The sequence below is a fragment of the Corallococcus sp. NCSPR001 genome (assembly GCF_017309135.1).
Classification (GTDB): Bacteria; Myxococcota; Myxococcia; order Myxococcales; family Myxococcaceae; genus Corallococcus.
This window is the reverse complement of the sequence record NZ_JAFIMS010000002.1, coordinates 4,675,218-4,699,507: the sequence shown is the minus strand read 5'-3', so window position 1 is coordinate 4,699,507 and position 24,290 is coordinate 4,675,218. Positions and strand designations below refer to the sequence as shown.

Here is a 24,290-nt window from a genome sequence, read left to right as displayed (position 1 = left end):
TTCAGGGCACGAGCCACGTGCCTCCGCTCTCGGAAGGGAAGCCGAGGCGGAGGGACTTCGTCTCGCCCTGCTTCAGGTCCACGGGCACGCGCAGGACCGAGAACGCGCCGTCCTGGGGCTCGATGGCGAAGAGCGTGTAGCGCTTGTCCGGCAGATGGCTGAAGGAGAAGTCCTTCTGCCAGTACTCGTAGCCGGAGCTGTCCGGATCATCCGTCCGCCACACATCTGGAGCCGGATCGCAGATGAAGGCGGACATTTGAAGCTCCTTCAGGTCCGCGAATGTCTTCGGCATGCGTGCGTCGCCAGTAACAAGGAACGTCTCCAACCCATCCCGCACCTTCGGAAAGTGGACCTGGAGTTCCGCCCCACCGCTCCTCGAGACGAAGTCCCTGCGTTCGCGCTCTCGGGGTGAGAGGGAGACAGGCTGGGGAGAGAAGACAGGGGCCGTGGGGCGCGGCCACGAGTAGGACCAGCGCCGCTCCACTGGAAAGTGCACGAAGCAATCCCTGTCCGGTGGCACGCGGAGCACGTAGTGGCCGGCGTCATCCGTCGTGGTGCGGGTATCGAGCCCGGATCCGCACCGCGATTCCAACGTCACGCCCGCGAGCGGAACACGCGCTCCATCCGTCACGAAGCCTTCGAGCGCCGCGTCGGGCTTCATCCGCAGGTCCAACCGACTCTCACGGGCCCCAAGCTCGTACAGGAGGGTCCCGCCCGTGTAGCGATTCAGCCGCAAGTACTGCGGGCGCCGGGGCACGTGATCCAACCGGAAGCGGCCCGCCTCGTCGGTGTGAGCCCCGAAGCGGGAGTTCCAAAGCTTGATGTCCACGTCGGCAGGGTCCACCAGTTCAATCCAGACCTTGGACACGGGTGTCACGCCATCGTCCTCGAGCAACCTGCCCAGCACGGAGCGCCCTGAGTCGAGTTGGATGTCCGGGACCTCCCGCTCCTCGTGTTCGCGAGCCTCGACACGCACGCGCGCGGAGGCCACGTACGCCCCGTCGACACGCAGCGAATAGGTGCGGGATGCGGTCGGCCCTCGGATGAAACGGCCTTCACGGTCGGACCTGCCCTGCCAGTCGACGTCGAAGTAGACCATGGGCTTCCCGTCAGGGCCGAGGATGCGTCCCACCAGCGTCCCAGGGGAGTGGAGCACCACGGGGCCGTCCTTCGCATCGGAAGGCGCGAGTTCCGCCTCGCCGACCCTGCTGTCCGGGAAGGACCTCGATCTCCACGGCACGACGCCACCAGCAACGCGAGGCCGCGGCGTAGGTGGCACTCACGCGGTAGCGCTGCGCTGGGAGCAGTTGGTGGACGGTTCCTTCAGGCGTCTTTTCGGACTGATGCCGGAGGCCCACCGGGCGGTCCAGGGCGGTGAGCCAGCTCTGGGAGTTGGGAATCAAGCGTCCCTTGGGGTCCACCACCCGCACAAGCAATGACGAGAGCCGTCCCATCACAACCGTGAGTTCCGGTTGGGGCGTGATGACCTTCAGCCGCTGCCAGCTCCACCCCTGCTTGTCGGAATAGAGCAGGCCTTCGCCGGCAGCCGCGCCCTCGATGTCGAACCGGCCGTCCTCGCCGCTGATGGCTTCCACATACGGCGCGGCGGCGTTGGACGATGCGAAGCGGAGCCGGACGCCCGACACGGGCTTCCCCTCCGCATCCACCACGCGTCCGACGAGCAGTGCCGAGCGCGCAAGGGTCAGGTCGAGCCGAGGCTCTGACTCCGGTGCGATCCGGATGTCCTCGCGGAAGGCCGTCACGTGGCCACGCGCCTGGACCTCCGTGCCATACCAACCCGGCTTCAGGAGAAGGCGTCCTGTTCCCTGGGCATCCGTCGAGCAGGGCAGCGCGTCGTGGGTGGGCGACTGATCCGCGCGCCAGACCTTCACCCGCGCGCCGGAGACAGGTTGCCCCTCCGGATCCACGACCCGGAACATCCACGACACTTCATTCGCCGGTCCGGGTGCTTCCAACTCCGGACGCGTGCCCGCGCAAGCGAGCACCACGGCAACGAGCCCCACCCAGCTCCATCGCATGGCGCGAAGCATACGCGATGGACTCACGTCAGCGCGTGTACGGCCTTCCGCCGCCGAGACCGGGGCGCTCGGACTGGACGACGTGCACTCCGGATCCGGTCAGCTCCACGGGCATGCGCAGGACCGCGTCCGCTCCATCCATCTCATCGCGGATGAAGAGCGTGTAGTGGCCCAGGGGAAGATGGCTGAAGTGGAAGACCGCCCCCAACATGAACGAGGGAGCGAAGCCGTCGTCATCGCCATCCGGATTGAAACCGGCCCGGATGAGCGCATCCAATGATTCGGACGAGCGGGGCCACGGAACGTCGCCTGGCAGCAGGAACGCGGTGACGAACTCGCGAGATGCCTCGACGCTCACCTTCAGTGAGGCAGCGCCTTGACGAGGCACAGGGTCCAGCGCATGGCGCGAACCGGGCGTCAGCCGGAGCCGCGTCGGAGCGAAGGACACCGGAGGCGGCAGGAAGACATCCCTGACGTTCAGAGGGCTCACGACGGGATGCACGAAGCACTCGCGGTCTCCCGGGATGTTCACGGCGTAGTGGCCCGTCCAATCTGTTTCAGTGCTCGCCTCGAAGCCACCTTCGCAGCGGACCCTCAAGCCCACTCCCGCCAGCGGAACTTGCGCCCCATCCGTCACGGAGCCTTGCAGCTCCGCCCGGGGAACCAGCCGCAACCGCACCGCCGACGCATCGGGTTCGAGCGTCTGGAGCACGGTCCCCCGTTCCTTCGCATCCACGCGCAGGAACAGGCGCCGGCCCGCCACATGCTCGAAGCGGAAGCGCCCGCCCGCGTCGGTCGTCACCGTGTGAGGCCGGCGCCTCGCCTTCGTCTCCAGGTCGAAGCCCTCCACGAGTTCGACCTCCTGCCCGGGCACGCCCGTGCGACCGTCTCTCGCGAAGACGCGGCCCTGGACGGTGCGACCCTCGTCGAGCACGACGTCCGGAACCTGGAGCACCTCCCCAACCCGCCCCTGCGCACGCACGAGGGCGGGAGCGAATCCCAACACGTCGATGACCCACTGATAGGTCTGGGTCATCCACACATTCTGCACGTACTCGCTCCGCGGATTGTTCGGGGAGACGCCATCGACCTCGAAGTAACCCACGGGCCATCCATCCGGGCGCACGACACGGCCCTTCAGAGCACCGCTTTCGGGAGGAAACACCAGCGCCTCACCCGTCCCCGCCCCGAACGCGCCCTTCAACAGCCGCGTCGGCGACGGCTCGTCGGAGTTCCAGGCCACCATGAACGGACGCCCGAGCACACGTGAAAGAGCGAAGGAGCCATCCGGCTCCACGCGGGCTTCGCACCTTCCGCGCAGGCCCGGCGCGTCCTCGCCGCTCTCTCCCATCCAGGCCATCACCTTTCCACCGCCGAGCGCCCTTCCCTTGTCGTCCACGGCCCGCGCGCGCCAGGGTCCGAAGCCCTCGACTCCTTCGAAGCTCACCGTCGCTTCCACCTGCTGGCCCGGAAGCACCTGGACTTCAATGACACGTTCCCATCCACATCCCGCCGAAGGCTCGTACCGCCCCGAGACGTGGTAGCGGCCGGCGGGAAGGTTCAGGAACAGGATGGCCTCGGGCACCTGAATCGGGCTCTTCGTGATCGGACGCTCGCCTTCCTCCGCGAGCGAGATCGACACGGAAGGCTCGGGCATTCGACGCAGTTGGGGATCCAGCACCCGGACCCGCATCTTGCCGAGTCCCGCCATCACCACCGTCACCTCCGGTGCGGGAGCCGCGAGCTCCAACCGCGTCGGGCTCCAGCCCTTCTTCTCCGCACGAAGCTTCACGGTTCCGGCGGGAACGCCGTCGAACTGGAAGCGCCCCTCCGCGTCGCTCTCGGCCGGAGGGACGGACAGGGTCTCGTCCGAGAGGTTGAGCTCAAGCCGGGCCCCCGCGACGGGCCGTCCTTCCAGATCCACCACGCGCCCTGCGACGGGGGCGGCGCGCTCCAGCGTCACGTCCCAGCGCACCTCATCACCGAAGGGGACCCGCGCATCCGTGCGCGTCACGCTCACGAAGCCGCGCGCCTGCGCCTGGAGGACATACCAGCCCGGCATCACCTGAAGCCGCGCCGTGCCGGCCGCATCCGTGGTGCCCTCCCTGGCAACGGCCGACCCGCGATCCGCGCGACGCGCCACCAGGGACACACCCGGGATCGGCTGGTTCGCCGCATCCACGACGCGGACGCTCACCGCCACCTCTTCGAGCGGCCAACGCTTCACCACCGGGCGCGGCGCTTCCGCGCACGCGAGCACCACGGCCAAGAGCCCCACCCAGCTCCATCGCATGCGCCCAAGCCTAACAGGCGCGCACGAACGCCAGACAGCCTCTCAGCCGAAGCGCTCGCGGAAGGTGCTCAGGTTCGGCCCCTTCCCGCCGCGCTCGTACACCGCGAACACCACGCGGCTGAACGCGCCCGCCATCGTGGACAGCCCTCTCGCGAAGGCCTCCGCCACGTCGTGCGGGTTGTTGCGGAACGCGCCGCAGCCCCAGGCTCCCAGGAGGATGGTGCGGTGCCCATGGTGCGCCGCCACCTGCAACACCTTGAGCGACCGCGCGAAGAGCACATCACGCACCTTCCGCGCGACCTCCGGGTCTTTCATTGGCAACTCGCGCGCGTTGGGCGCGGGCGCCGTCAGCACCGACACGGAGAACGGCCGCTCCAGCAGGTCGTGGTGCTCGTTGCGGAAGAACGGCACGTCCGGCGAATAGAGGAAGTGGTCCGTGTACAGCGGCGAGCGCAGCTTGCGGTTCACGTCGTAGTACTCCGGCCACTTCAACAGGCACGGGTACAGCGCCGAACACCGCGCCAGGTCTTCTTCCTGCGCCTTCGCGCCCGTGAGGAAGCCGCCGCCCGGGTTCACCGCCGACGCGAAGTTGAGCGCGAGCACCCGCTGCTCCCCCTCCTGCTCCACCAGCCGGCGCGCGGCGTCGCCCGTCTTCTCCGGCGTCACCTCGATGGTGAAGCCCGCCACCGGCGCGGGCCGCGTGAGGTGCTCGAAGTCCCCGGGGCGCACCAGCACGGTGCCTTCGACGGCGCGCGAAACCGCGTCGCGGATGGGCACCTCCCGCCCGGACAGCGGCACGTACGTGCCCTGCTCCAGGATGTGAAGGGTCTCGTCCGCGACGCGGTTCAACGACATGGCGTCACTCGCAGCCGATGCGCTCGGGCGCCACCGCCAGGTCGTCGATCCACGTCTCCGACGCGGAGTCGCCCTTCGGGTGCACGAAGCCGTAGCCCACCCCGAAGTTGGTGAACGGCCGGATGCCCACGTTCGGGAAGTCGAAGGCCAGCTTCCCATCCACCCACACCAGCGCGTGGCCGGTGGTGGCGGTGCTGTTGGCGCGCTCCACGCCCCACTCGATGCAGGTCCACTTGTTGGGCGACACCGTGACCTCCGTGCCCTCCTGGTGGTTCCAGCCCGTGCCCTTGATGCCGCTCCAGTCATCCAGCGCGAAGGCGCCGCTGTGCATCCCCTGGAGCTCGATGCCGCCGAAGTCCGTGTCCTTCGGGGAGAAGAGGATGAAGTACGTCCCCATCACGCCCTCGGGCGAGGCCCGGTTCAGGTACACGTACGCGCGCGTGTAGAGCTTCGTGCCGAACGCCGGGATGTCCCTGCGCAGGTGCGCGATGGCCTGCTGATCCCCCGGGCCCGTGTCCTCGTTGTAGCCCGGGTCCGTCTTCACGTGCACCGAGCCCTTGCCGGAGCGGGGGCGCGAGCTGTCGACGGCGATGGTGGCGTGGTGATCCTCGTCCGGCTGCTTCCAGCCGGTCTCCCCGTTCTCGAAGTCCTCACAGATGATGGCGGAGGCGGGGCACTCGCCGTTGCCCGTGCTGGTGCCGGCGTCGGTGTTCGTGCCCGCGTCCGTGCCCGAGTCCGGGGTGTTGTCCTTCTTGTCGTCGTCGCCGCAAGCCGACAGCGCGCCCACCGCGAGGGAAGCCATCATCAACGCCAGTGCCGAAGTCGAACGCATGAGTCCTTCCAGGAAGAGGCGTCGCGCCCTCGCGCTCCTGCCGCGGGGACGGGACGTGTCTCCGTCCTAACACGGCCCCCCGTCTCCCTTGGAATGGGGCCCGGTGGACCCTGGTGGCGGCGGCAGGCGGGCAAGCGGTGACGACACGCCCCGCGGGGCCATGCGGATGTCGCCCGTGGATGGATGCGCGCCCGGCGCGATCACAAGTGCTCACTAGCGGCGCACGACCCTGCCCGGCAGGTGCGCGTTGCCGTTCCGGCCCGTACTGCTTTCCATGTGAAGCGCCAGCGGCACGGGCGTCACCCCCACGGGCGACAGGAGGGTGGGAGTGGGTGGGGGTTCCTGGCATCGGGGAGAGCGGGAGATGGGAGAGGCCTTCCGAAGATTCACGGTCGTCGCGCCCCCGGCCGACGAAGGCGCCTCCGTATGTGCTCCGCCGCCCGCCCGGCACCTGCCGCCCACCGGCTCGGTGGCGCTCGTCTTCACCGACATCCAGGGGTCCACGCGGCTGTGGGAGCGCTGTGGCCAGGCCATGCGCGACGCGCTGGAGCTGCATGATGGCGTGCTGCGCACGCTGCTGACGGGCACCGACGGCTACGAGGTGAAGTCGCAGGGCGATGCCTTCATGGTCGCGTTCGCGTCTCCGGTGGAGGCGGCCCACTGGTGCCTGCGCGCGCAGGAGGCGCTGCTGCATGCGAGCTGGCCGGAGGCCCTGCTCGAGGAGCCGGACGCGGCGGAGGAGCACTCGCCGGAAGGGCTGAGCCACCGGGGGCTGCGCGTGCGCATGGGCGTGCACGTGGGCGAGCCCGACTGCCGCCTGGATCCCGCCACGCACCGGCTGGACTACCTGGGGCCTCCGGTGAACATCGCGGCCAGGGTCGCGGACGCGGGACACGGCGGCCAGGTGCTGCTGAGCGGCGCGGCGTGGGCTCGCGTCCAGCCGGAGCTGGCGGCGCTGGGGATGCCCATCGCGCGCTCGCTGGGGACCTTCCGCCTGCGCGGCGTGAGCGACAGCGTGGCGCTGGTGGAGCTGCTGCCCGCGTCGCTCGCGCACCGCCGCTTCGGCCCCCTGCGCGCCCCGCGCGAGCGGCCCGGCAACGTGCCCACGCTGCGGCAGGACCTGGTGGGGCGCGCGGAGGAGCTGGACACGCTCCGGCAATGGGTGTCGGAGGGCGCGCGGCTGATCAGCATCCTGGGCCCGGGAGGCATGGGCAAGACGCGGCTGGCCACGCACTTCGGCGCGCTCGCGTCGGACGCGGGCACGTGGGAGGGCGGCGTCTGGCGGTGCGATTTGGAGGAGGCGGTGACGGAGGGTGACCTCTGCCACGCGGTGGGCCGGGCCCTGGGCGTGCCGCTCACGGCGGACGGAGAGGGCAGCACGCCGGCGGAGCGGCTGGGGCACGCGCTCGCGGGGTGTGGCGACGTGCTGGTCATCCTGGACAACGTGGAGCAGGTGGTGCGGCACGTGCCCGCGACGCTGGGGCGCTGGCGGGTGCTGGCGCCGCGCACGCGGTTCCTCGTCACCACGCGCGAGGCCCTGCGCCTGCCCGGAGAGCGCGTGCTGGACCTGGCCCCGCTGGGCCTGCCGGATCCGGACGAGATTCGCTGGGACGTCATCCTGCGCTCGGACGCGGTGCGCCTGTTCGTACAGCGCGCCCGGGAGACGCGCGGCGACTTCATCCTCACCGACGCGGACGCCCCGCGCGTCGCGGACATCGTGCGGCAACTGGACGGCATCGCGCTGGCCATTGAGCTGGCCGCGGCGCGCGTGAGCGTGCTGGGCGTGGAGCAGCTATGCGAGCGGCTGTCGAAGCGCTTCGACCTGCTGCGCGTGGGACGGCGGGACGCGCCCGCTCGACAGGCGACGCTGCGGGGTGCCATCGACTGGTCCTGGAACCTGCTGGAGCCCGCCGAGCGCGCCGCGCTGGCGCAGTGCTCGGTGTTCCGGGGCGGCTTCACGCTGGAGGCCGCGGAGGCCGTGCTGGTGCTGCCGGAGGGCTCGCCGGACGTGCTCGAGGTGGTGCACTCGCTGCGCTCCCAATCGCTGCTGTGCGCGCGCGAGGTGGGGGCCCCGGGCGGCTTCTTGCGCCTGGGGTTGTACGAGAGCATCCGCGAGTACGCGATGCTGCGGCTGCGCGAGATGGGCGACGAGGCGGCATGCGAGGCCCGGCACGCGGCCACGTACCTCCAGGTCGCGGGCCGGCTGCGGGAGCGCGTGCGCAAGACGGGCGGCGCGACGGCGCTGCGGCGGCTGGCCCTGGAGCGAGAGAACCTGCTGGCCGCGTGCGACAACGCGATGGCCATCCGTCCCGCGACCGCCGAGTCCCTGGGCCGGGCGCTGGAGACGCTGGTGGTACTGGAACCGGATGCGCGCACGCGTGGGCCGGTGGGGCTGCTGGTGGAGCGGCTGGAGCGGGCGCTGGAGGCGTCGGCCTACGTCGCCGTGGCGCCGCTGAAGCGCGCGGAGGCGCTCGCGGTGCTGGGCCGCGCGTACATGGACGCGGGACAGGCGGAGTACGCGCGCCAGGCGCTGGACGAGGCGCGCGGCGTCTTCCACACGCTGGGCGAGACGGCGTCGGAGAAGCGCGTGCTCGTGGACCTGTCCATCGTCGCCCGTCACGCCGGGGACGGGGCCGCCGCGTGGACGCTGATGCGCGACGCGCAGGCGCTGCCCTCCGGAAGCGACCGCTGGCTGGAGGCCTACGCGGAGGGCAACCTGGGCCTCGTCGAACAGGTGCGCCACGGGCCGGAGGCGGCCATCCCCCACCTGCGCGCGTCGCTGGCCCTGTTCCGCGAGGTGGGCGACGTGACGTTCGAGGTGGGATTCCTCACCAACTGCGCTGTCGCCATTGGCGAGGCGGGCGACGACGGCGAGGCCGTGATGCTCCTGGGCGAGGCGCTGGGCCGCGCGCTCACCGTGGAGGACCGGGCGGGGCAGGCGCTCGCGCGGATCAACCTGGGCTGCTACCTGATGGACGCGGGCGGAATCGGGGAGGCCTGCGAACACCTGGAGTCCGCGGTGCGCCTGTCGCGGCTGCTGGGGCAGCGGCTGATGGAAGGCACGGCGCTGGGAGAACTGGGCCGCGCCTCGCTCGCGCGGGGTGATTGGAAACAGGCGCGCGCGGCGCTGACGGAGGCGGTCACCATCCTGGGCCGCGCGTCCCGCTGGCAGGCCCTGCGGTTCATCGCGCACCAGGCCGCGCTGGACGCCGCGTGCGGTGACCTGCGCGCCGCGAGGGAAGGCTTCGCCGGCCTGGAAGGCGCCCCCGAGCTGCGCGAGGACCCTTCCCTCTTCCAGCTCGTGGACCTGCTGCGCGCCGCGCTCGACCTGGCCGAAGCCGACGCCGCGCCCCCGCGAAGCGCCGAGGGCAGCGACGCCCGGGCCGCCGCCCGCCGCCGCCTCGAAGCGGCCCGGAACGCCCCGCGAGAGACCGCGTCGTCCGACATCCGCTGCGCGCTCCGCTTCCTGGAGTCGCGCCCCGGCGTCAACGACCCGCACCTGGATGCGTGAAGGCGCTCCAGCTCACGGGGCCGGAGCCGCCTCCTGATCCTGCTTCGGCGCCGGCTTCGCGAAGCGGCGGAAGAAGCTGTCGTCGTTCCAGTACGGCCGGCCGGGGGCGTCCGCCACCGCGTTCGTCAGCGCGGTCAGGAAGGTGATGAAGCGCGCGGCGCCCGCGTGGTCCACGGGCTGCTGCGACAGGTCATCCGACGGCGCGTGGTAGCGCTCGGTCAGCCACTGCTTGAACACCTTCTGCTCCTCCGAATCCGGCGTGTAGCCGAACTTGAAGAACAGCGCGGGCACGCCCTCGCGGATGAACGAGTACTGATCGCTGCGCACGAACAGGTTGCGGTCCGGCTCCGGATCCTGAAGCACCTGCACGTCCAGCTTCGCCGCCACCTCCGCCAGCGGCACCGCGAGCGAGGACTCGTCCTTGCCGTGCGCCACCACGGAGGTGAACGGCCAGTGGGGCATGAACATGTCCAGGTTGAAGTCCGCCACGATGGAGGTGATGGGCACCGGCGGCCGGGACGCGAAGTATTTCGACCCGAGCAGCCCCTTCTCCTCCCCCGTCACCAGCGCGAACACCACCGAGCGCTTCGGCTTCTCCTGCTGCGCATGCAGCTGCCGAGCGACCTCCAGCACCGCCGCCACGCCGGACGCGTTGTCCATGGCGCCGTTGTAGATGCGGTCCCCCTTCACCGGCGCGCCCACGCCCACGTGGTCCAGGTGCGCGCTGAGCACCACGTACTCCTTCGACAGCACCGGATCCGTGCCGGGCATCACGCCCACCACGTTCATGGACTTGAGCGGCTTCACGTCGAAGGCCAGCTTCGCCTTCAGGCGCAGCGGCAGGTCGAACTTCGGCAGCGGCTTGTCCGCGTTGGCCAGCGCCACCAGCTCCTCGTAGGTGTGCGGCGCGCCCTCCAGCCACTTCTGTGACTGTGCCACGTTCGCCACCACCGACACCTTCAACCCGCGCGCCTCGTTGAGCGACGGATCCGCGAACACCACCGTGGGGTTCTTCGCGGAGCCCACGATGCGCTCCCATGGCAGCTCCAGCAGCTTCGGGTTCTGGAGGTACACGACCCCCACGACCCCCGCCGCCTTGAGCACCTTCAGCCGCTCCTCCCACGAGGAGAAGTGCGACTTCACCGGCCCGGGGATGTTCCCCGGCCCGCCCTGGAGCATCACCACCACCTTGCCCTTCAGGTCCAGGCCCGCGTAGTCGTCGTGGCCCAGCTCGGGGATGGACAGGCCGTAGCCCACGAACACCAGCGGCGCGTCCACGGTGCCGTTGTCACCCTGCCGGGACGACAGCACGACGTCCTCGCCCTGCACCAGCGGCAGCGTCTTGCCGTCCTTCACCAGCGCGACGCTGGACTTCGACTCGATGAGGCGGCGCGACTGCAGCGCCATGGGCTGGAGGAAGCCCGTCTTCAGCATCGGCTTCACGCCCAGCGCGGCCAGCTCCTTGGACACGTAGCCCGCGGCCGTCGCGTAGCCCTTGCTGCCCGTGTCGCGCCCCTCCATCGCGTCACTGGCGAGCACCTCCACGTGCTTCCACCAGCGGTCCTCTCCAACCTGGGGCTTGGATGCGGGGGCCTCCGCGGCGAAGACCCCGGAGGAGACGAACAGCGCGAGCGTGGCGGCGGACGAGACCCGTTTCATGCCCCGGAGCATCCAGGGCGAAGCGGGAGCATGCAACCGAGATCAGGCCTGCACGCCCAGCCGCCGGCCGCGCAGCTCCGACAGGGTGCGGGCGTCCAGCAGCACCGCGGACTTCTCCTGCGGGGACAGCGGCTCCACCCCGCCCGCCAGCAGCTTGCGCCGGGCGGAGGCCAGCGCCACGGGGACGCTCGCCGCCGGGTGGGACTCCAGCAGCGCCAGGTGCAGCGCGTGCGCGCGCGGGTCGGAGAGCACGTGGTCCAACGCGTCGTCCACCGGCTCCATGCCCTCCTCCGCCAGCTCCTGCGCGCGCACCAGCACGGTGGGCGGCTCGACCTCCTCCGGGATGAGGAGCAGGCCCCGCTTCTGCAGCCACAGGCCCAGCGACGCGCGGGAGGTGAGGACGGAGATGGCCGGGGAGAGCCACAGCCCGACGATGACGGGCGACAGCCACGCCAGCATCCCCGGCGCCACCGCGACCGTCAGCGCCGCGAGCACGACGCCCATCACCATGTGCCACTGGTGCCGGCGCAGCGCCTCCGACCACGGCAGGTCCGTGTCCTCGCGCTGCTGGCTGGACCAGTTCACCTTGTAGCCAAACAGCGTCCCGAACACGAAGTGCGACTGGAAGAGCATCATCACCGGCGCCATCAGCGTGGACACCGCGCCCTCCAGCATCACGCTGAGCACCAGCTTGAAGCGGCCGCCCATCCGCGTGGCCTCCTCGCGGTTCGCGAGCAGGAGGCCCAGGCCCATCAGCCGGGGAATCCAGAGCAGCGCCAGCGACAGCGCCATCAGCCGCAGCGCGCCCACGGTGTCGAACGCGTCTCCGCCGGGCAGCGTGGACTGGAAGGTCACCAGCGTCGCGGGCGAGAAGAACCACTCGTGCAGCGCGGCGACCAGGCCCGCCACCAGGAAGATGAGCCACAGGGGCGACGCCACGTAGGACATCACGCCCATGAGGAAGTGCATCCGGCTCATCGGGTGCAGGCCGCCCGCCATCACCAGCCCCAGGTGCTGGAGGTTGCCCTGGCACCAGCGGCGGTCGCGCTGCGCGTACGCGAGCAGGTCCGGCGGCGGCTGCTCGTAGCTGCCGCCCAGCTCCGGCACCAGCCACACCGTGTAGCCGGCGCGGCGCATCAGCGCGGCCTCCACGAAGTCGTGGCTGAGGATGTGGCCTCCGAACGGCTGCTGGCCCGGCAACACCGGCAGGCCGCAGTGCTCGATGAAGGGCGCCATGCGCAGGATGGCGTTGTGGCCCCAGTAGTTGGAGTCTCCCATCTGCCACGCCGCCGCGCCCGCGGCCACGATGGGGCCGTACACGCGACCCGCGAACTGCTGCAGCCGCGCGAACAGCGTGGAGCGCCCCACGTTCTGCGGCGGCACCTGGAGGATGCCCGCGCCCGGGTTGAGCTCCATCAGCCGGGCCATCTTCACCACGCTGTCGCCCGCCATCAGGCTGTCGGCGTCCAGCACCAGCAGGAAGTCGTAGCGGCGGCCCCAGCGCTCACAGAACTCCGCCAGGTTGCCCGCCTTCTTGGCCGTGTTGTCGGAGCGGCGGCGGTAGAAGATGCGCCCCTGCCCGCCCACCCGGCGGCACAGCTCCGACCACGCCAGCTCCTCCGCCACCCACGACTCCGCCCGCGTGGAGTCGCTCAGCACGTAGAAGTCGAACGCGTCCAACTGCCCCGTCGCGGCGATGGACTCATACGTGGCCTGCACGTGCGCGAACACGGCGGCTGGGTCCTCGTTGTAGACGGGCATCACCACCGCGGTGCGGCGCGTGAGCGGCCGCGCGGCCTCTTCTTCCGTGGGCCAGCGCAGCCCCGGCACCCGCTGGTTCATCGCCAGTTGGATGAAGCCCGCGACGCCGCTCCAGAACGACAGGGCGATCCACGCGAAGCACACCGCGAACAGCCCCAGCACGAAGAGCTCCGGCACCGTGGTGCCGTGGGCCGCGAGCAGCCGGTGCATCTCCACGCAGGCGAACCCCGTGGACAGGGCCGCCAGGCCCAGCACCATCACGCGACGGGGCCGCGCCAGGGCCGGAGAATAGGGTTGGGCGTTCATGCGGACTCCGGGCTCCCGTGCGGCTTCGCTGTGTGTGGTGCCGCGCCTAGCGCGACGGCGACACGCCCGCCTGGCCGGCGGCGGGACGCAGCCAGCGGCGCAGCATGTCCATGAAGGGATTGAGCACGAGCACCTGCTCGCGCATCTGGCAGGGCACCTCCGCCGGGGCGGACATGGGCACTGCTTCACACACCGCGCGGCGCCACGCGTCCGGCAGCGAGGACGGAGCGCGCATCAGCACGTCCGCGCCCCAGCGCGCGCCGCCCACCAGCACGAACGCGGCCCGGCCGCGCACCAGCAGCGCCGGCCCCACGTGCGCGGGCCCCAGCACCTCCGCCAGCCAGCCCTCCACCCGCCACCGCGCGAGCGCCAGCGCGGCCTCCGGCGACAGGGACATTTCACGCGTGCCCAGGACCCAGCCCGCCAGCTTCCCCAGGTCGCCGCGGCTGGTGAAGCCGAAGTCCTGGAAGAAGTTCTCCAGCGCGGCGCGGGTGTCCGCGCGGGCCTCCTGGGGCATCGCCGGAGCGAAGGAGATGAACGGGTGCGTGGTCACGGAATCCACAGGTAGCTCCAGGTCTCGGTGAGGGTCTCGGAACCGCGTTTCAGGAAGCAGCGCAGCTCGACGGGGCCTTCTCCGTCGGGCATGAGCTCGAAGGCCGCGCGGAAGCCACCGGTGACGGCGTGGACCTCCGCGCGCGGGTGCAGCACCTGGCCGCGCGAAGCGGTGACGACCGCCTCCACCGGGCCCGTGCCTTCCGTGCTGGCCTTCGTGAAGTCGAGGACGAAGCGGCGCGCCCCCGGCTTGCTGCCCGCCGCGACACGCGTCGCCGCGACGGTGGAACCTCCGGTCTTCACGCCCTCGGGGGCAAAGCCCCAGGACAGCCGGTAGGAGAAGCGAAGCTGTGCACCCGCCTGCACCGGTGCATCCGGCACCCAGAAGGCCACGATGTTGTCGTGGATCTCCTCGCGGGTGGGCAGCTCCACGAGCCGCACGGAGCCCGCGCCCCAGTCACCCACCGGCTCCACCCAGGCGCCCGGGCGCCGCTCGGAGCGCGCCTCCAGGTCCTCATAGCTGCTGAACGCCTGGTCGCGCTGCAACAGGCCGAAGCCCGACAGCCCGTCCGTGTGGAAGCTGCTCACCTGGATCTGCTTCGGGTTCTTCAGGGGGCGCCAGAGCTTCTCGCCGTTCTTCATCCACACGGAGATGCCGTCGGAGTCGTGCACCTCCGGGCGGAAGTCGTCGAAGTCGCCCCGGTCGTTCTCTCCAAAGAGGAACATGCTGGTGAGCGGCGCCACGCCCAGCTGACGCACCGCCTTGCGCGCGAACACCGTGGACTCCACGTCCATCACGGTCCGCTCACCCGGGCGGATGGCGAAGCGGTACGCGCCCGTGACGCTGGGGCTGTCCATCAGCGCGTGGACCACCACCGTGTCCGAGCCCTTCGCCGGCGTCTCCAGCCAGAACTCGCGGAACGTGGGGAACTCCTCGCCCCCCGGCTGCGCCGTGTCGATGGCGAGCCCGCGCGCGGACAGGCCGTACAGGTTGCCCTTGCCCAGCGCGCGGAAGTAGCTGGCGCCCAGGAAGACCACCAGCTCGTCGTAGTAGTCCTTCGTGTTGAGCGGCGCGTTGAGGCGGAAGCCCGCGAAGCCGTTCACCTTGCCCTTGGGCGGCGTGCCCACCAGGGGGCCGTAGGTGAACTGCTCCGTGGAGAACGGCACGGGGCGCGCCTTGCCGCCCTCCACCACGTTCACGCCCACCGGACGGGTGTAATAAAAACCGGGGTGGAAGAACTGTGCCCTGAAGGGAAGCCCCTCCTCACGCCACAGCGATGCGGAATCGCGGAAGCGGATGTCCCGGTACTGATCGTAGGTGAGCTTCTCGAAGGACGGCGGCACGCCCACGGGCGGCTCCTGGTACGGCTTCGCGGCCAGCGCGCGGGCCTTCTCCTCCACCGTCTGGAAGGAGAAGCCGGAGGCCTTCGCCGTCCCCGCCTTCGGCTGCTGGGCGCACGCCAGCGCCGCCACGCACAGCCCCAACCCCCAGGCCATCCCCACCGTCTGTCGCTGCCACCGCTTCAAGTCCCGCTCCTCACCAGGGGCCACCGCCCGCGCCAGTACGGCGCGACGCGGCAAAGGCTAGCAACGGCCATGCCAATCGGCAGGTGCTGGGGAATTTCCCAATCATTCCAAGGACCTGCCCAAGGTGGGCCCCGGACAGTTCCTTTGAACTCCAATGATTCCAGCGGCTTGAGAGGGCGCCGAGAGAGGGGGCTACCGGTGCCTGGATTGAGGGGTTGTGGACGATGGGGACAGGCGGCCAACAGCCCTGTCCGAAATCTCCACAGCGGCCGGGGGCAGGCGGGCGGGGAGGATTTCCCGGGACATTGCCGCCCGTTGCAGGCAGTGTGGCTCAAGCCCTGGGCGGCACCGGGAATCGTTCCGGACGCACAGGGGTTCCAAGACGTTCGCAGGTGCCTTGGGCCATTGATTGGCCTGACCGCGTACCGCAAGGCGCCCCCGCAATACCGCGGGAGGGCGCGCTGCGCGGTCGGTCCCCCGCTTGAGGGGAAGTGCGCCGACCCATCTCATGCGGGATTTCATGACTTTCGATGAACTGCAGTTGACCGATTCGCTCCTCAAGGCCGTCAAGGCGGAGGGCTACACCACGCCGACGCCCATCCAGGCGAAGGCGATTCCCCATGCCCTGGCGGGCAAGGACGTGTTGGGCGTGGCCCAGACGGGCACGGGCAAGACGGCGGCGTTCGCGCTGCCCATCCTCCAGCGCCTGTCGGCGAAGGCGCCCGCGGGCGGCGCGCGTCCGGTGCGCTGCCTGGTGCTGACGCCCACGCGCGAGCTGGCCAGCCAGGTGAGTGACAGCTTCGTCACCTACGGCAAGAACCTGCCCCTGCGCCACGCGGTGGTGTTCGGCGGCGTGGGCCAGAATCCGCAGGTCCAGGCGCTGCGCCAGGGCGTGGACATCCTGGTGGCGACGCCGGGGCGCCTGCTGGATCTCATCGACCAGGGGTTCGTGACCCTGCGCGCGCTGGAAGTGTTCGTGCTGGATGAAGCGGACCGCATGCTGGACATGGGGTTCATCCACGACGTGCGGCGGGTCATCAAGGTGCTGCCGCCGGTGCGCCAGACGCTGTTCTTCAGCGCGACGCTGCCGCCGGACATCATGGACCTGGCGCGCAACATCCTGAAGGAGCCGGTGCGCGTGGAGGTGTCGCCCGCGTCCAGCACCGCGGACACGGTGAGCCAGCAGGTGTACTTCGTGGAGCGCGAGGAGAAGCGCGCGCTGCTCACGCACCTGCTCCAGGACGCGAAGGCGATTCCGCGCGCGCTGGTGTTCACGCGCACGAAGCACGGCGCCAACCGCGTGGCCAAGCAGCTGACGGCGGCGGGCGTGCGCGCGGACGCCATCCACGGCAACAAGAGCCAGAACGCCCGCGAGCGCGCGCTGGACGAGTTCCGCGCCGGCACCCTGCGCGTGCTGGTGGCCACGGACATCGCGGCGCGCGGCATCGACATCGACGGGCTGTCGCACGTGTTCAACTACGACCTGCCCAACGTGCCGGAGCAGTACGTGCACCGCATCGGCCGCACGGGCCGCGCGGGCGCCAGCGGCCAGGCCGTGTCCTTCTGCGACTCCGAGGAGCGCGCGTACCTGCGCGACATCGAGCGCACCATCCGCCGCAGCGTGCCGGTGGTGGCGGACGCCGCGTTCCGTTCGCACCTGCCCCCTCCCCTCCCCGGTGACGTGGAGGAGAGCCGCCCTCCGATGAACCGGGGTGGCCGGGGCCAGTCGCGCGGCGGCGGTGGCGGTGGCGGCGGCGGGGGTCAGCGCCGGAGTGGCGGACAGCGCCGCGGCGGTGGCGGCGGCGGTCAGGCCCGTCCGAACGGTGGCCAGCCGCGTCAGGCCAGCGGTGGTGGGAATGCCCAGGCGCCGCGCGGTGGCGGTCAGGGCCGCCCGCAGCAGGCCCGTCCGGCGGTGGCGTCGCCTGCCGCGGGGCCGAGCTCGCCTCCGCCCCGTCGCACCATGTCCAAGTGGGGCTGAGCCCTCGTCCCTGCTAGGCAGGGATGGAGTTCATGACGCCCGGGTCCTCTCACGAGGGTCCGGGCGTTCGACTGTCCGGGGTATGGCGGCGGGGGGCGGGGCGCGTTCCCTGGCGGATGGGGCGTGGTAGCGTGGCGCCGTGTTTCACGGTGGTGCTTCGCACCCCTTTGTCATCAGGACACGCCCTCTTCCATGACGCGCTCGGCTGACGGTGAGCTGCACATCGATTCGGTCCTCCGGAATACCTACAAAGTCGTCTCCGTGCTGGGGCGGGGCGGCATGGGTTCGGTGTTCCTGGCCCAGCACCTGCGGCTTCCGGGCAAGCAGGTCGCGGTGAAGGTGCTGCGGGTAGGCGATCACGTGGGGCCGGACCTCCACGTGCGCTTCCGGCGGGAGGCGGAGATCGCCTCGCGGCTGGGGCACCCGAACATCGTGGAGGTGCTGGACTTCGACACGCTGGAGGACGGCAGTCCGTTCCTGGTGCTGGAGTACCTGCGCGGCGAGAGCCTCGCGGACCGGCTGCGGCGCGGGCGGCTGTCGTTGGAGGAGGTGTTCTCCTTCACGCGGCAGATGGGGTCCGCGCTGCAGACGGCGCACCGCGCGGGCGTCGTGCACCGCGACCTGAAGCCCGCGAACATCTTCCTGGTGCCCACCGACTCCGGCGGCGTGGTGGGCGAGCGGGTGAAGCTGCTCGACTTCGGCATCTCCAAGGTCATGTCGTCGGAGACGCTGCAGACGCAGGAGGCGGTGCTCATCGGCACGCCGCAGTACATGTCGCCGGAGCAGGCGCAGGGGCAGAACAGCCGCATCGACGCGAGGACGGACCTGTTCGCGCTGGGCGGCATCGTGTTCGAGATGATCTCCGGGATGACGCCCTTCGGTGGCGGGTCGCTCGCGCAGATCATCTACCGCGTGGTGCACGAGCCGCCGGTGTCGCTGGCCACGTTGATGCCGGACCTGCCGCCGAACGTCGCGGCGGCGGTGGCGCGCGCACTGGAGAAGAAGCCGGAGAATCGTCATCCGGACGTCGCGTCGTTCATCGCGGAGCTCACGGGGACGCAACTCCAGTCGCTGCCGGAGACGGCGGAGCAGATCGAGGCCCGGACCTTCGGGCGCTCGAAACGTCCCTCCGGTGTCGCCCTCCCCTCCGTGGCGCCGAGCGACGACGACGGGACGGGCGCCACGATGGCGCCGTCGAACAAGGGGCTTGGGACGGGCCGCTTTGGAGCGGACGCGTTGGCGGCGTCGGATGACATCGGCTTCGACGCGACGATGGCGCCAAGGGCCGGTGGCACGGTGCCGTTCGGGCAGCAGCCGCAGGTGGCTGGCGGCACGATGGGCTTCGGCGCCACGCAGGCGCCCGGAAGCGGCATGGGGAGCTCGGGCGTGGCCCTGCCGGTGCCCGGTGCTCCCGAGCGGCTGCAGGGAAGCATGGGAGGACAGCAGGCCGCCCCCGGCTACGGCACGGGCCAATACGGCATGCCGGGCAGTCAGGCCGCTCCTGGCCCCGGCGCGGGCCCGCAGGCCGTTCCGGGCAGCATGAGCGGACAGCACGCCACTCCGGCCAGCATGGGCGGACAGCAGGTCGCTCAGGGCAGCTACGGTGGCCAGCAGGCGGTGCCGGGCAGCTTCGCGGGTGCCGCCGGTCCCCAGGGCCAGCCGCTCGCCCCGGTGAGCATGGCGGGGCAGCCCGGTCCGATGCCGGTCCCGCCAAGGTCACGCGTCCTGCCCATCGCGGGCGCCGCCGCGCTGATCCTCGGGGCCGTGGGACTGGGATGGTGGCTGCGGCCTCCGCCGCCGGTCGGGCCTCCGCCCGGTGCCGTGAACGCGCCCCCGCCTTCCTTCCCCCCGCCGCTCAACCCTCCGCCCGTGGCCGCGCCGCCGCCCACCATCGCGCAGACTCCGACCCCTCCGCCCGTCACGCCGACGACCCTCAGTGACACGCCAGTGAAGGTCGACGCGCCAGTGCAGCCCACGGCGCCAGGAAAGACGGCCGTCAAGACGGGCGGCAAGGCGCCGATTTCGCGCATCCCGCTGAACCCCACGGATGCCGTCGCGGTGTCCAAGCTGGAAGAAGCCCAAGCCGCAGTGAAGGACAAGGATTTCGAGACCGCGGTCCGGATGGCCCAGAAGAGCTACGCGACCCAGAACAACCTGGCCGCGCACTACGTGGCCATCCAGAGCCGCTGTGAAACGAAGGATCTCGCGGCCGTCCGATCAGAAGCGGCGAGGATCCGCGGTGAGAAACTGCCCGCGGCTCTCATCGCCGCATGTCAGAGCAAGGATATTGAATTGGAGTAGGAAGCAGACACCGCCCGTCCACGCAACTCCGGACGGGTGAGGGGGATACATCCAACATGAAATGCATCGTCGCCGTGGCCGTGATGGCCACCGTTCTGGGCACCCTGCCCGCCCGGGCCGCGCCGCCCGCTCCCGTGGAAGCCGGCAAGGTGTTCGTCGGTCCGCAGGGAGAACAGGTCGCAGTCGTTCCCGTCACGCCCCGTGAGCAGAAGAAGTTCCTCCTGCGCATCCAGGGCACGGGCTCCGTGCTGGACAACCTGGTCCTCCCCTACACCCTGAAGGACTGGAGCAGCCCCAGCACGCTGCGCCACAACTACACGACCCAGTGGCACGGCAAGGACTACTCGCCGTTCATCATCGTGGGCAAGAACGCGGAGCTGCACTTCCCCGGCGGTCCCGGCAACGGCATCGCCGTCCAGTACGACGAGGCGCGCTCCCAGAAGCTCAAGCCGGAGGAGGTCTACGCCCAGCACCAGCAGCAGACCCAGAGCGGCCAGCTCGCGAAGCTGATGGCCTTCGACCGCAAGGCAGAGGAGGCGCTTCACGACACCGCCTACGCCGAAGCGCTCCAGGAGCTGAACACCACCTGCGGCACCTCCGTGGCGGGCGCCATCGACTGGACCACCGTCACCGAACCCTTCCTCAAGGCCCAGAAGATTGCCCGCTACTGCGTCTACCCACTCACCGCGCTGAAGGCCCTGTGCGACGTCTCCGAGGAGGCCCGCACCACCGTGAAGGCCCGCCTGAAGAACATGGACTGCCGCTTCGGCCCCGCGCTGGAGCCGGCCCTGCAGGGCGACCGCTTCGTGTGGACCACCACCCCGGAGACGGGCCAGCAGGAGAAGGCCGCCACCCGCTACTTCAAGAAGCACCTCTAGGCCCGCGCACCATGCTCTTCCAACCCATCCTTCCCGTGGCCGTGATCCTCGCCACCAGCCCCGCCGCCGCCGTCGAACCGCCCTGGGGCAAGGTGGAGAACCTGGGCCAGCGCATGCTCCTGGAGGCCACCGCCGTCTGCACCGACGGCCGGGGCCACTACGTCGTCTCCGTGCCCCGCGAGGACACGGACGAGCTGGAGGACCAGCTCTACTACGGCGACGGCAAATCCCTGGTGGTGGTGCCCCGGCCGAAGAGCCGGAACCTGGACGCCACCACCTTCCTGGATCCGCGCTTCTTCAACCCCGGCGGCACCGCCGACTACGACGGCGTGGACCTGCGCGTGCACTCAGCGCTGAACGTGAACACGAAGGAGCGCACCTGCGCCCTGCGCTGCGGCGAGCGCAAGGTGACGTTGGAGATGCTCCCCGGCGCCCAGGCGCGGGAGATGCTGCGCAAGGCCACCTACGTGCCCAACCCGCAGAAGTTCGTCCCGCACGCGCTGCTGCGTGATTCAGAGGGCACGTACTACTACGTGGACAAGGGCTTCACGCCCGCGGAGTCCCGCAACTTCCGCGTGTTCATCGGGCCGCGAGGCGACCTGAAGCCGCAGAAGATGACCAACGTGGTCGCGGACTCGGAGGGGGAGATCTTCACCACCAAGAAGGGCCAGCTGCGGCTCGTCATCGACCGCGCGCAGAAGCCCATCTGGATCGAGAAGGCGCGCAAGGAGGTGGAGCTGCGCAACGTCCCCGTGGAGCAGAACCTGCCCCTCATCTACAACGAACTGGGCGTCTACACGGGCATCCGGCTGGGCACGCCCTGCGACGACCAGTAGCGGGAAGCTTTCCGCTAGACGCGCACCAGCAACGCCATCTGGTGCGCGCCAATGCCCAGGCCGACCATCACCAGGTACTTCGTGCGCAGCTCGCGGCGGAACCGGGCCAGCGTCACCGGCATGGACGCGTGCACCATGTTCCCGTACTGCTCGAAGGTGTCCAGGTACTCGCGCGGGCGGATCTCCTGGGCCCAGTGGTCCATCAGCTTGCGCGTGGCCTGGTGGGAGATGAGCGTCACGTCCTCGCGCGCGATGCCGTGCTTCGTGAGCAGCCGCTCCACCAGCCGGGGCGGCCCGTTCATCCCCGAGTTCAGGAACGCCTTCACGCCCGCCGCGGGGGCGATGCCATAGGTTGGGTACGCGAGGCCGGACTCCGGACGCGAGCCCATCATCATCGCGCCGTATTCGTCGCTGAAGGTGTCCGCGCCCCAGTCCACGAGCGTGAGCCCCTCACCCGCGCCCACCACCACCGCGCCCGCCCCGTCGCCAATGCCAATGGCGTGGCCCTGCGTGTAGTCCACGTTGCGGGTCCACGCGGAGCCCACCGCCACCAGCGCGTGCTGGATGCTGCCCGCGCGCAGGGCCTCCCAGGCCAGCACCACGCCCATCAGGAAGTTGGCGAAGTCCGCGTTCACCGGCACCACCAGCGCGCCCTGGGACAGGCCCAGCTCGCGGTGCACGGCGTACAGCTCGTTCGGCGCGATGAACTCCGGCACGGACACGTAGCCGTACAGCCGCTCCACGTCCGCGGCCGTCAGCCCCGCGTCCTGGAGCGCGGCGGCGCCCGCCTTCGCGGTGAGCGCGGCCAGGGACTCGCCCGGGCCCAGCACCCGCCGCTCGCGGTTGCCGTAGAAGAGCGCGTGCTCCCCACCGCTTCCGGCGGCGCGGCGCAGCGGCTCGAACAGCGGGTCGTCATTGCCGCGAACCTGCTCCGGGACCGCGGCGCCGACTCCCAGGAGCGCGAAGGTCACGGCCGGCATGGGTGCTACTTCCCGTCCGACGCCACCGCGGCGAAACGGTCGCCGTACGGCGGAACCTCGCGGTAGTCGATGTGGGCCACGATGACCTGCGGCTGGCCCGTCTCATTCGCGCGGCGCAGGACCTCCGGCAGCAGCGCGTCCAGCTGGCCGGGGCCGTTCACCGTGTAGGCGCGAGCGCCCAGCGACTCGGAGAAGGCCTTCAGGTCCGGGTTGCCCAGGCCGTAGTAGTCATCCTCCAGCGGCACGGTGCGGTCCTGCACGTGCTCGCCGTGGTTCACCATGCCCAGGAAGTTGTCGTTGAGGACGATGGTCACCGTGCCCACGCGGTAGCGCGAGGCGGTGATCATCTCCGTGCCGTTCATCAGGAACGCGCCGTCACCGACGATGGCCACCGCGGAGCGGTCCGGCCGGCCCACCTTGCCGCCGATGACGGCGCCGCAGGACCAGCCCATGGACGACAGGCCGCACGGGTAGAAGATGCGCGCGGGGGGCGTGATGTGCAGCAGGTGGGACGTCCAACCCGTGCAGTTGCCCATGTCGATGTACAGGTCCATGTCCGGGCTCAGGTGCTTGTCGAGCTCCGCCATCAGGTCCTGCGGCTTCACCGAGTCCCGGTCCTGCGGGGTGCGGACGACGGGCGCGGGCTCCGTCAGCGCCATCACCTGCGCCCAGCGCTCCTGCACGCGCGCGCCGCTGGACGGGCCAATCATCTGCCCCAGCTCCGCCAGGCCCGTCATCACCGAGCCCACGTCCGCCACGATGGGCAGCCGCACCGGCAGGAACTGGCCGATGTTGGAGGCGTTCACGTCCACCTGGATGACGTGGTGGATGGACTGGAAGTAGCGGTGGAAGCTGCGGGAGGCCCACTCCCCCAGGCGGCTGCCCAGGACGAGCATCACGTCCACGCCGTCGCGCAGGTACGCCTCGGCGCGCTTGCTGCCGGCCAGGCCCAGCACGCCCAGGGACAGCGCCTCGCGCTCGGAGAACAGCCCCTTGCCGCGCATGCTGGTGGCCACCGGGATGCCGTGCTGGGTGACGAACGCGGTGAAGAGCTCGGCGTGCTCCGCCATCGCCTCGCGGGCGCCAGCGCCCAGGAAGATGAGCGGACGGCGCGCGGTGCGCAGCAGCGTGAAGGCGGCGCGCAGGTCCTCGAAGGGCGCGGTCGCCGGGCGCGCGCGGAAGGCGCCGCGCGTGGTGGGAACGGAGGCGCGGTGGATGGGCTGGCGCGCGATGTTGGCCGGCACGCTCAGGTGCGCGGCGCCGCCGGGCAGGCCCTGCGCGGTGCGCAGTGAACGCGCCAGCAGCCGCTGGAAGCTCTGCGCGTCCGGCACACCGATGGAGCTGGCGCACCCCTGGCGGAACATCTCCACCGTGTTCACGCCGTGGGTGCTGCTGCTCTCCTGGATGGCCATCAGGCCCACGCGGTCCGTGGCGATGTTGCCGCTGATGGCCAGCATGGGCACGCCGTCCAGGTGCGCGGAGGCCACGCCCGTCAGCGCGTTGGTGGCACCCGGGCCCGCCGTCACCATGCACACGCCCAGCTTGCCCGTCGCGCGCGCGTAGCCGTCCGCCATGAACGCCGCGCCACCCTCGTGCGACGCGATGATGAAGCGCATGGACCGGTGCTTGCGCAGCGCCTGCTGGAACGGGGCGATGTTGCCGCCCGGGACGCCGAACACCGCGTCCACCTCCTCCGCCTCCAGGTGCGCGATCACGCAGTCGGCGACCGTGATGTCCTCCACCGTCTTGAAGCCCCGCGCGTTCACGTCCCCGTACATGGGGATCGGATCGCCGTGACGAGCCTCCAGCGCGTTCGCCTTCCCCGTGGCCGGCGCCTCGTGACGCAGCGCCTCGACGGGCACCTCGTTCCGCAGGGTGTTCGACGTGACGGCCTGGAGCTCAGCGAGCGAGGAGTTGGACATTGAAGGACGGTCTCCAAGGCCCCGGAACCCGTGAGTTCGACGCGCCTGCTCCGTCGATTC

General features: G+C 70.7%; 16 protein-coding genes. 5 read left to right on the top strand and 11 right to left on the bottom strand.

The genetic code is table 11. The features are described from left to right. Nucleotide 1: 1 nt before the first annotated feature. From JYJ93_RS40200 to JYJ93_RS21170, 5 genes are read right to left on the bottom strand one after another with little or no spacing between them, the layout of a single operon-like run. Nucleotides 2–1,156, bottom strand: coding sequence for a carboxypeptidase-like regulatory domain-containing protein (locus tag JYJ93_RS40200; RefSeq protein WP_242543882.1), 1,155 nt, complete (start codon nt 1,154–1,156; stop codon nt 2–4). After that, nucleotides 1,110–2,039 (bottom strand): carboxypeptidase-like regulatory domain-containing protein, encoded by a 930-nt coding sequence (locus JYJ93_RS40195; RefSeq protein WP_242543881.1) that lies wholly within the window; start codon nt 2,037–2,039, stop codon nt 1,110–1,112. The genes JYJ93_RS40200 and JYJ93_RS40195 overlap by 47 nt, the downstream gene beginning before the upstream one ends. 28 nt (nt 2,040–2,067) lie before the next feature. Then, on the bottom strand, nt 2,068–4,332 hold the full coding sequence (locus JYJ93_RS21180) for a carboxypeptidase-like regulatory domain-containing protein (protein WP_206794019.1): 2,265 nt from the start codon (nt 4,330–4,332) through the stop codon (nt 2,068–2,070). Nucleotides 4,333–4,374: 42 nt separating this feature from the next. After that, nucleotides 4,375–5,187, bottom strand: coding sequence for a TIGR02452 family protein (locus JYJ93_RS21175; protein ID WP_206794017.1), 813 nt, complete (start codon nt 5,185–5,187; stop codon nt 4,375–4,377). 4 nt (nt 5,188–5,191) lie between these two features. Beyond that, complete coding sequence (locus JYJ93_RS21170; protein ID WP_206794015.1) at nt 5,192–6,019, bottom strand: hypothetical protein; 828 nt, start codon at nt 6,017–6,019, stop codon at nt 5,192–5,194. Nucleotides 6,020–6,383: 364 nt separating this feature from the next. Between JYJ93_RS21170 and JYJ93_RS21165 the strand changes: the two genes are divergently transcribed. Beyond that, the gene (locus JYJ93_RS21165) at nt 6,384–9,530 is read left to right on the top strand and encodes an adenylate/guanylate cyclase domain-containing protein (protein ID WP_206794014.1); all 3,147 of its coding nucleotides are present in this window, start codon (nt 6,384–6,386) and stop codon (nt 9,528–9,530) included. Between the two features lie 12 nt (nt 9,531–9,542). Here JYJ93_RS21165 and JYJ93_RS21160 read toward each other — a convergent pair whose 3' ends face one another. From JYJ93_RS21160 to JYJ93_RS21145, 4 genes are read right to left on the bottom strand one after another with little or no spacing between them, the layout of a single operon-like run. Continuing rightward, complete coding sequence (locus JYJ93_RS21160) at nt 9,543–11,189, bottom strand: M28 family metallopeptidase (protein WP_206794012.1); 1,647 nt, start codon at nt 11,187–11,189, stop codon at nt 9,543–9,545. Nucleotides 11,190–11,231: 42 nt separating this feature from the next. After that, the gene (mdoH, locus tag JYJ93_RS21155) at nt 11,232–13,256 is read right to left on the bottom strand and encodes a glucans biosynthesis glucosyltransferase MdoH (protein ID WP_206794010.1); all 2,025 of its coding nucleotides are present in this window, start codon (nt 13,254–13,256) and stop codon (nt 11,232–11,234) included. A gap of 46 nt (nt 13,257–13,302) precedes the next feature. Continuing rightward, nucleotides 13,303–13,818: a hypothetical protein gene (locus tag JYJ93_RS21150; RefSeq protein ID WP_206794008.1), complete on the bottom strand. Its 516-nt coding sequence runs from the start codon at nt 13,816–13,818 to the stop codon at nt 13,303–13,305. Next, complete coding sequence (locus JYJ93_RS21145) at nt 13,806–15,335, bottom strand: glucan biosynthesis protein (protein ID WP_206794006.1); 1,530 nt, start codon at nt 15,333–15,335, stop codon at nt 13,806–13,808. Before JYJ93_RS21145 ends, JYJ93_RS21150 begins: the two co-directional genes overlap by 13 nt. A 520-nt stretch (nt 15,336–15,855) precedes the next feature. Here JYJ93_RS21145 and JYJ93_RS21140 point away from each other — a divergent pair. The 4 genes from JYJ93_RS21140 (at nt 15,856) to JYJ93_RS21125 (ending at nt 21,328) form a co-directional block, all read left to right on the top strand. Continuing rightward, complete coding sequence (locus JYJ93_RS21140; protein ID WP_206794004.1) at nt 15,856–17,313, top strand: DEAD/DEAH box helicase; 1,458 nt, start codon at nt 15,856–15,858, stop codon at nt 17,311–17,313. A gap of 192 nt (nt 17,314–17,505) precedes the next feature. Further along, on the top strand, nt 17,506–19,614 hold the full coding sequence (locus tag JYJ93_RS40645) for a serine/threonine protein kinase (protein ID WP_206794003.1): 2,109 nt from the start codon (nt 17,506–17,508) through the stop codon (nt 19,612–19,614). Between the two features lie 56 nt (nt 19,615–19,670). Continuing rightward, nucleotides 19,671–20,492, top strand: coding sequence for a hypothetical protein (locus JYJ93_RS21130; RefSeq protein WP_206794001.1), 822 nt, complete (start codon nt 19,671–19,673; stop codon nt 20,490–20,492). 11 nt (nt 20,493–20,503) lie between these two features. Continuing rightward, complete coding sequence (locus JYJ93_RS21125; protein ID WP_206793999.1) at nt 20,504–21,328, top strand: hypothetical protein; 825 nt, start codon at nt 20,504–20,506, stop codon at nt 21,326–21,328. A gap of 14 nt (nt 21,329–21,342) precedes the next feature. Here the strand turns inward: JYJ93_RS21125 and JYJ93_RS21120 are convergent, their stop codons facing one another. Further along, on the bottom strand, nt 21,343–22,308 hold the full coding sequence (locus JYJ93_RS21120; RefSeq protein WP_206793997.1) for a 3-oxoacyl-[acyl-carrier-protein] synthase III C-terminal domain-containing protein: 966 nt from the start codon (nt 22,306–22,308) through the stop codon (nt 21,343–21,345). Between the two features lie 5 nt (nt 22,309–22,313). Beyond that, nucleotides 22,314–24,230, bottom strand: a complete 1,917-nt coding sequence (locus JYJ93_RS21115; RefSeq protein ID WP_206793995.1) for a thiamine pyrophosphate-binding protein — start codon at nt 24,228–24,230, stop codon at nt 22,314–22,316. Nucleotides 24,231–24,290 lie beyond the last annotated feature (60 nt).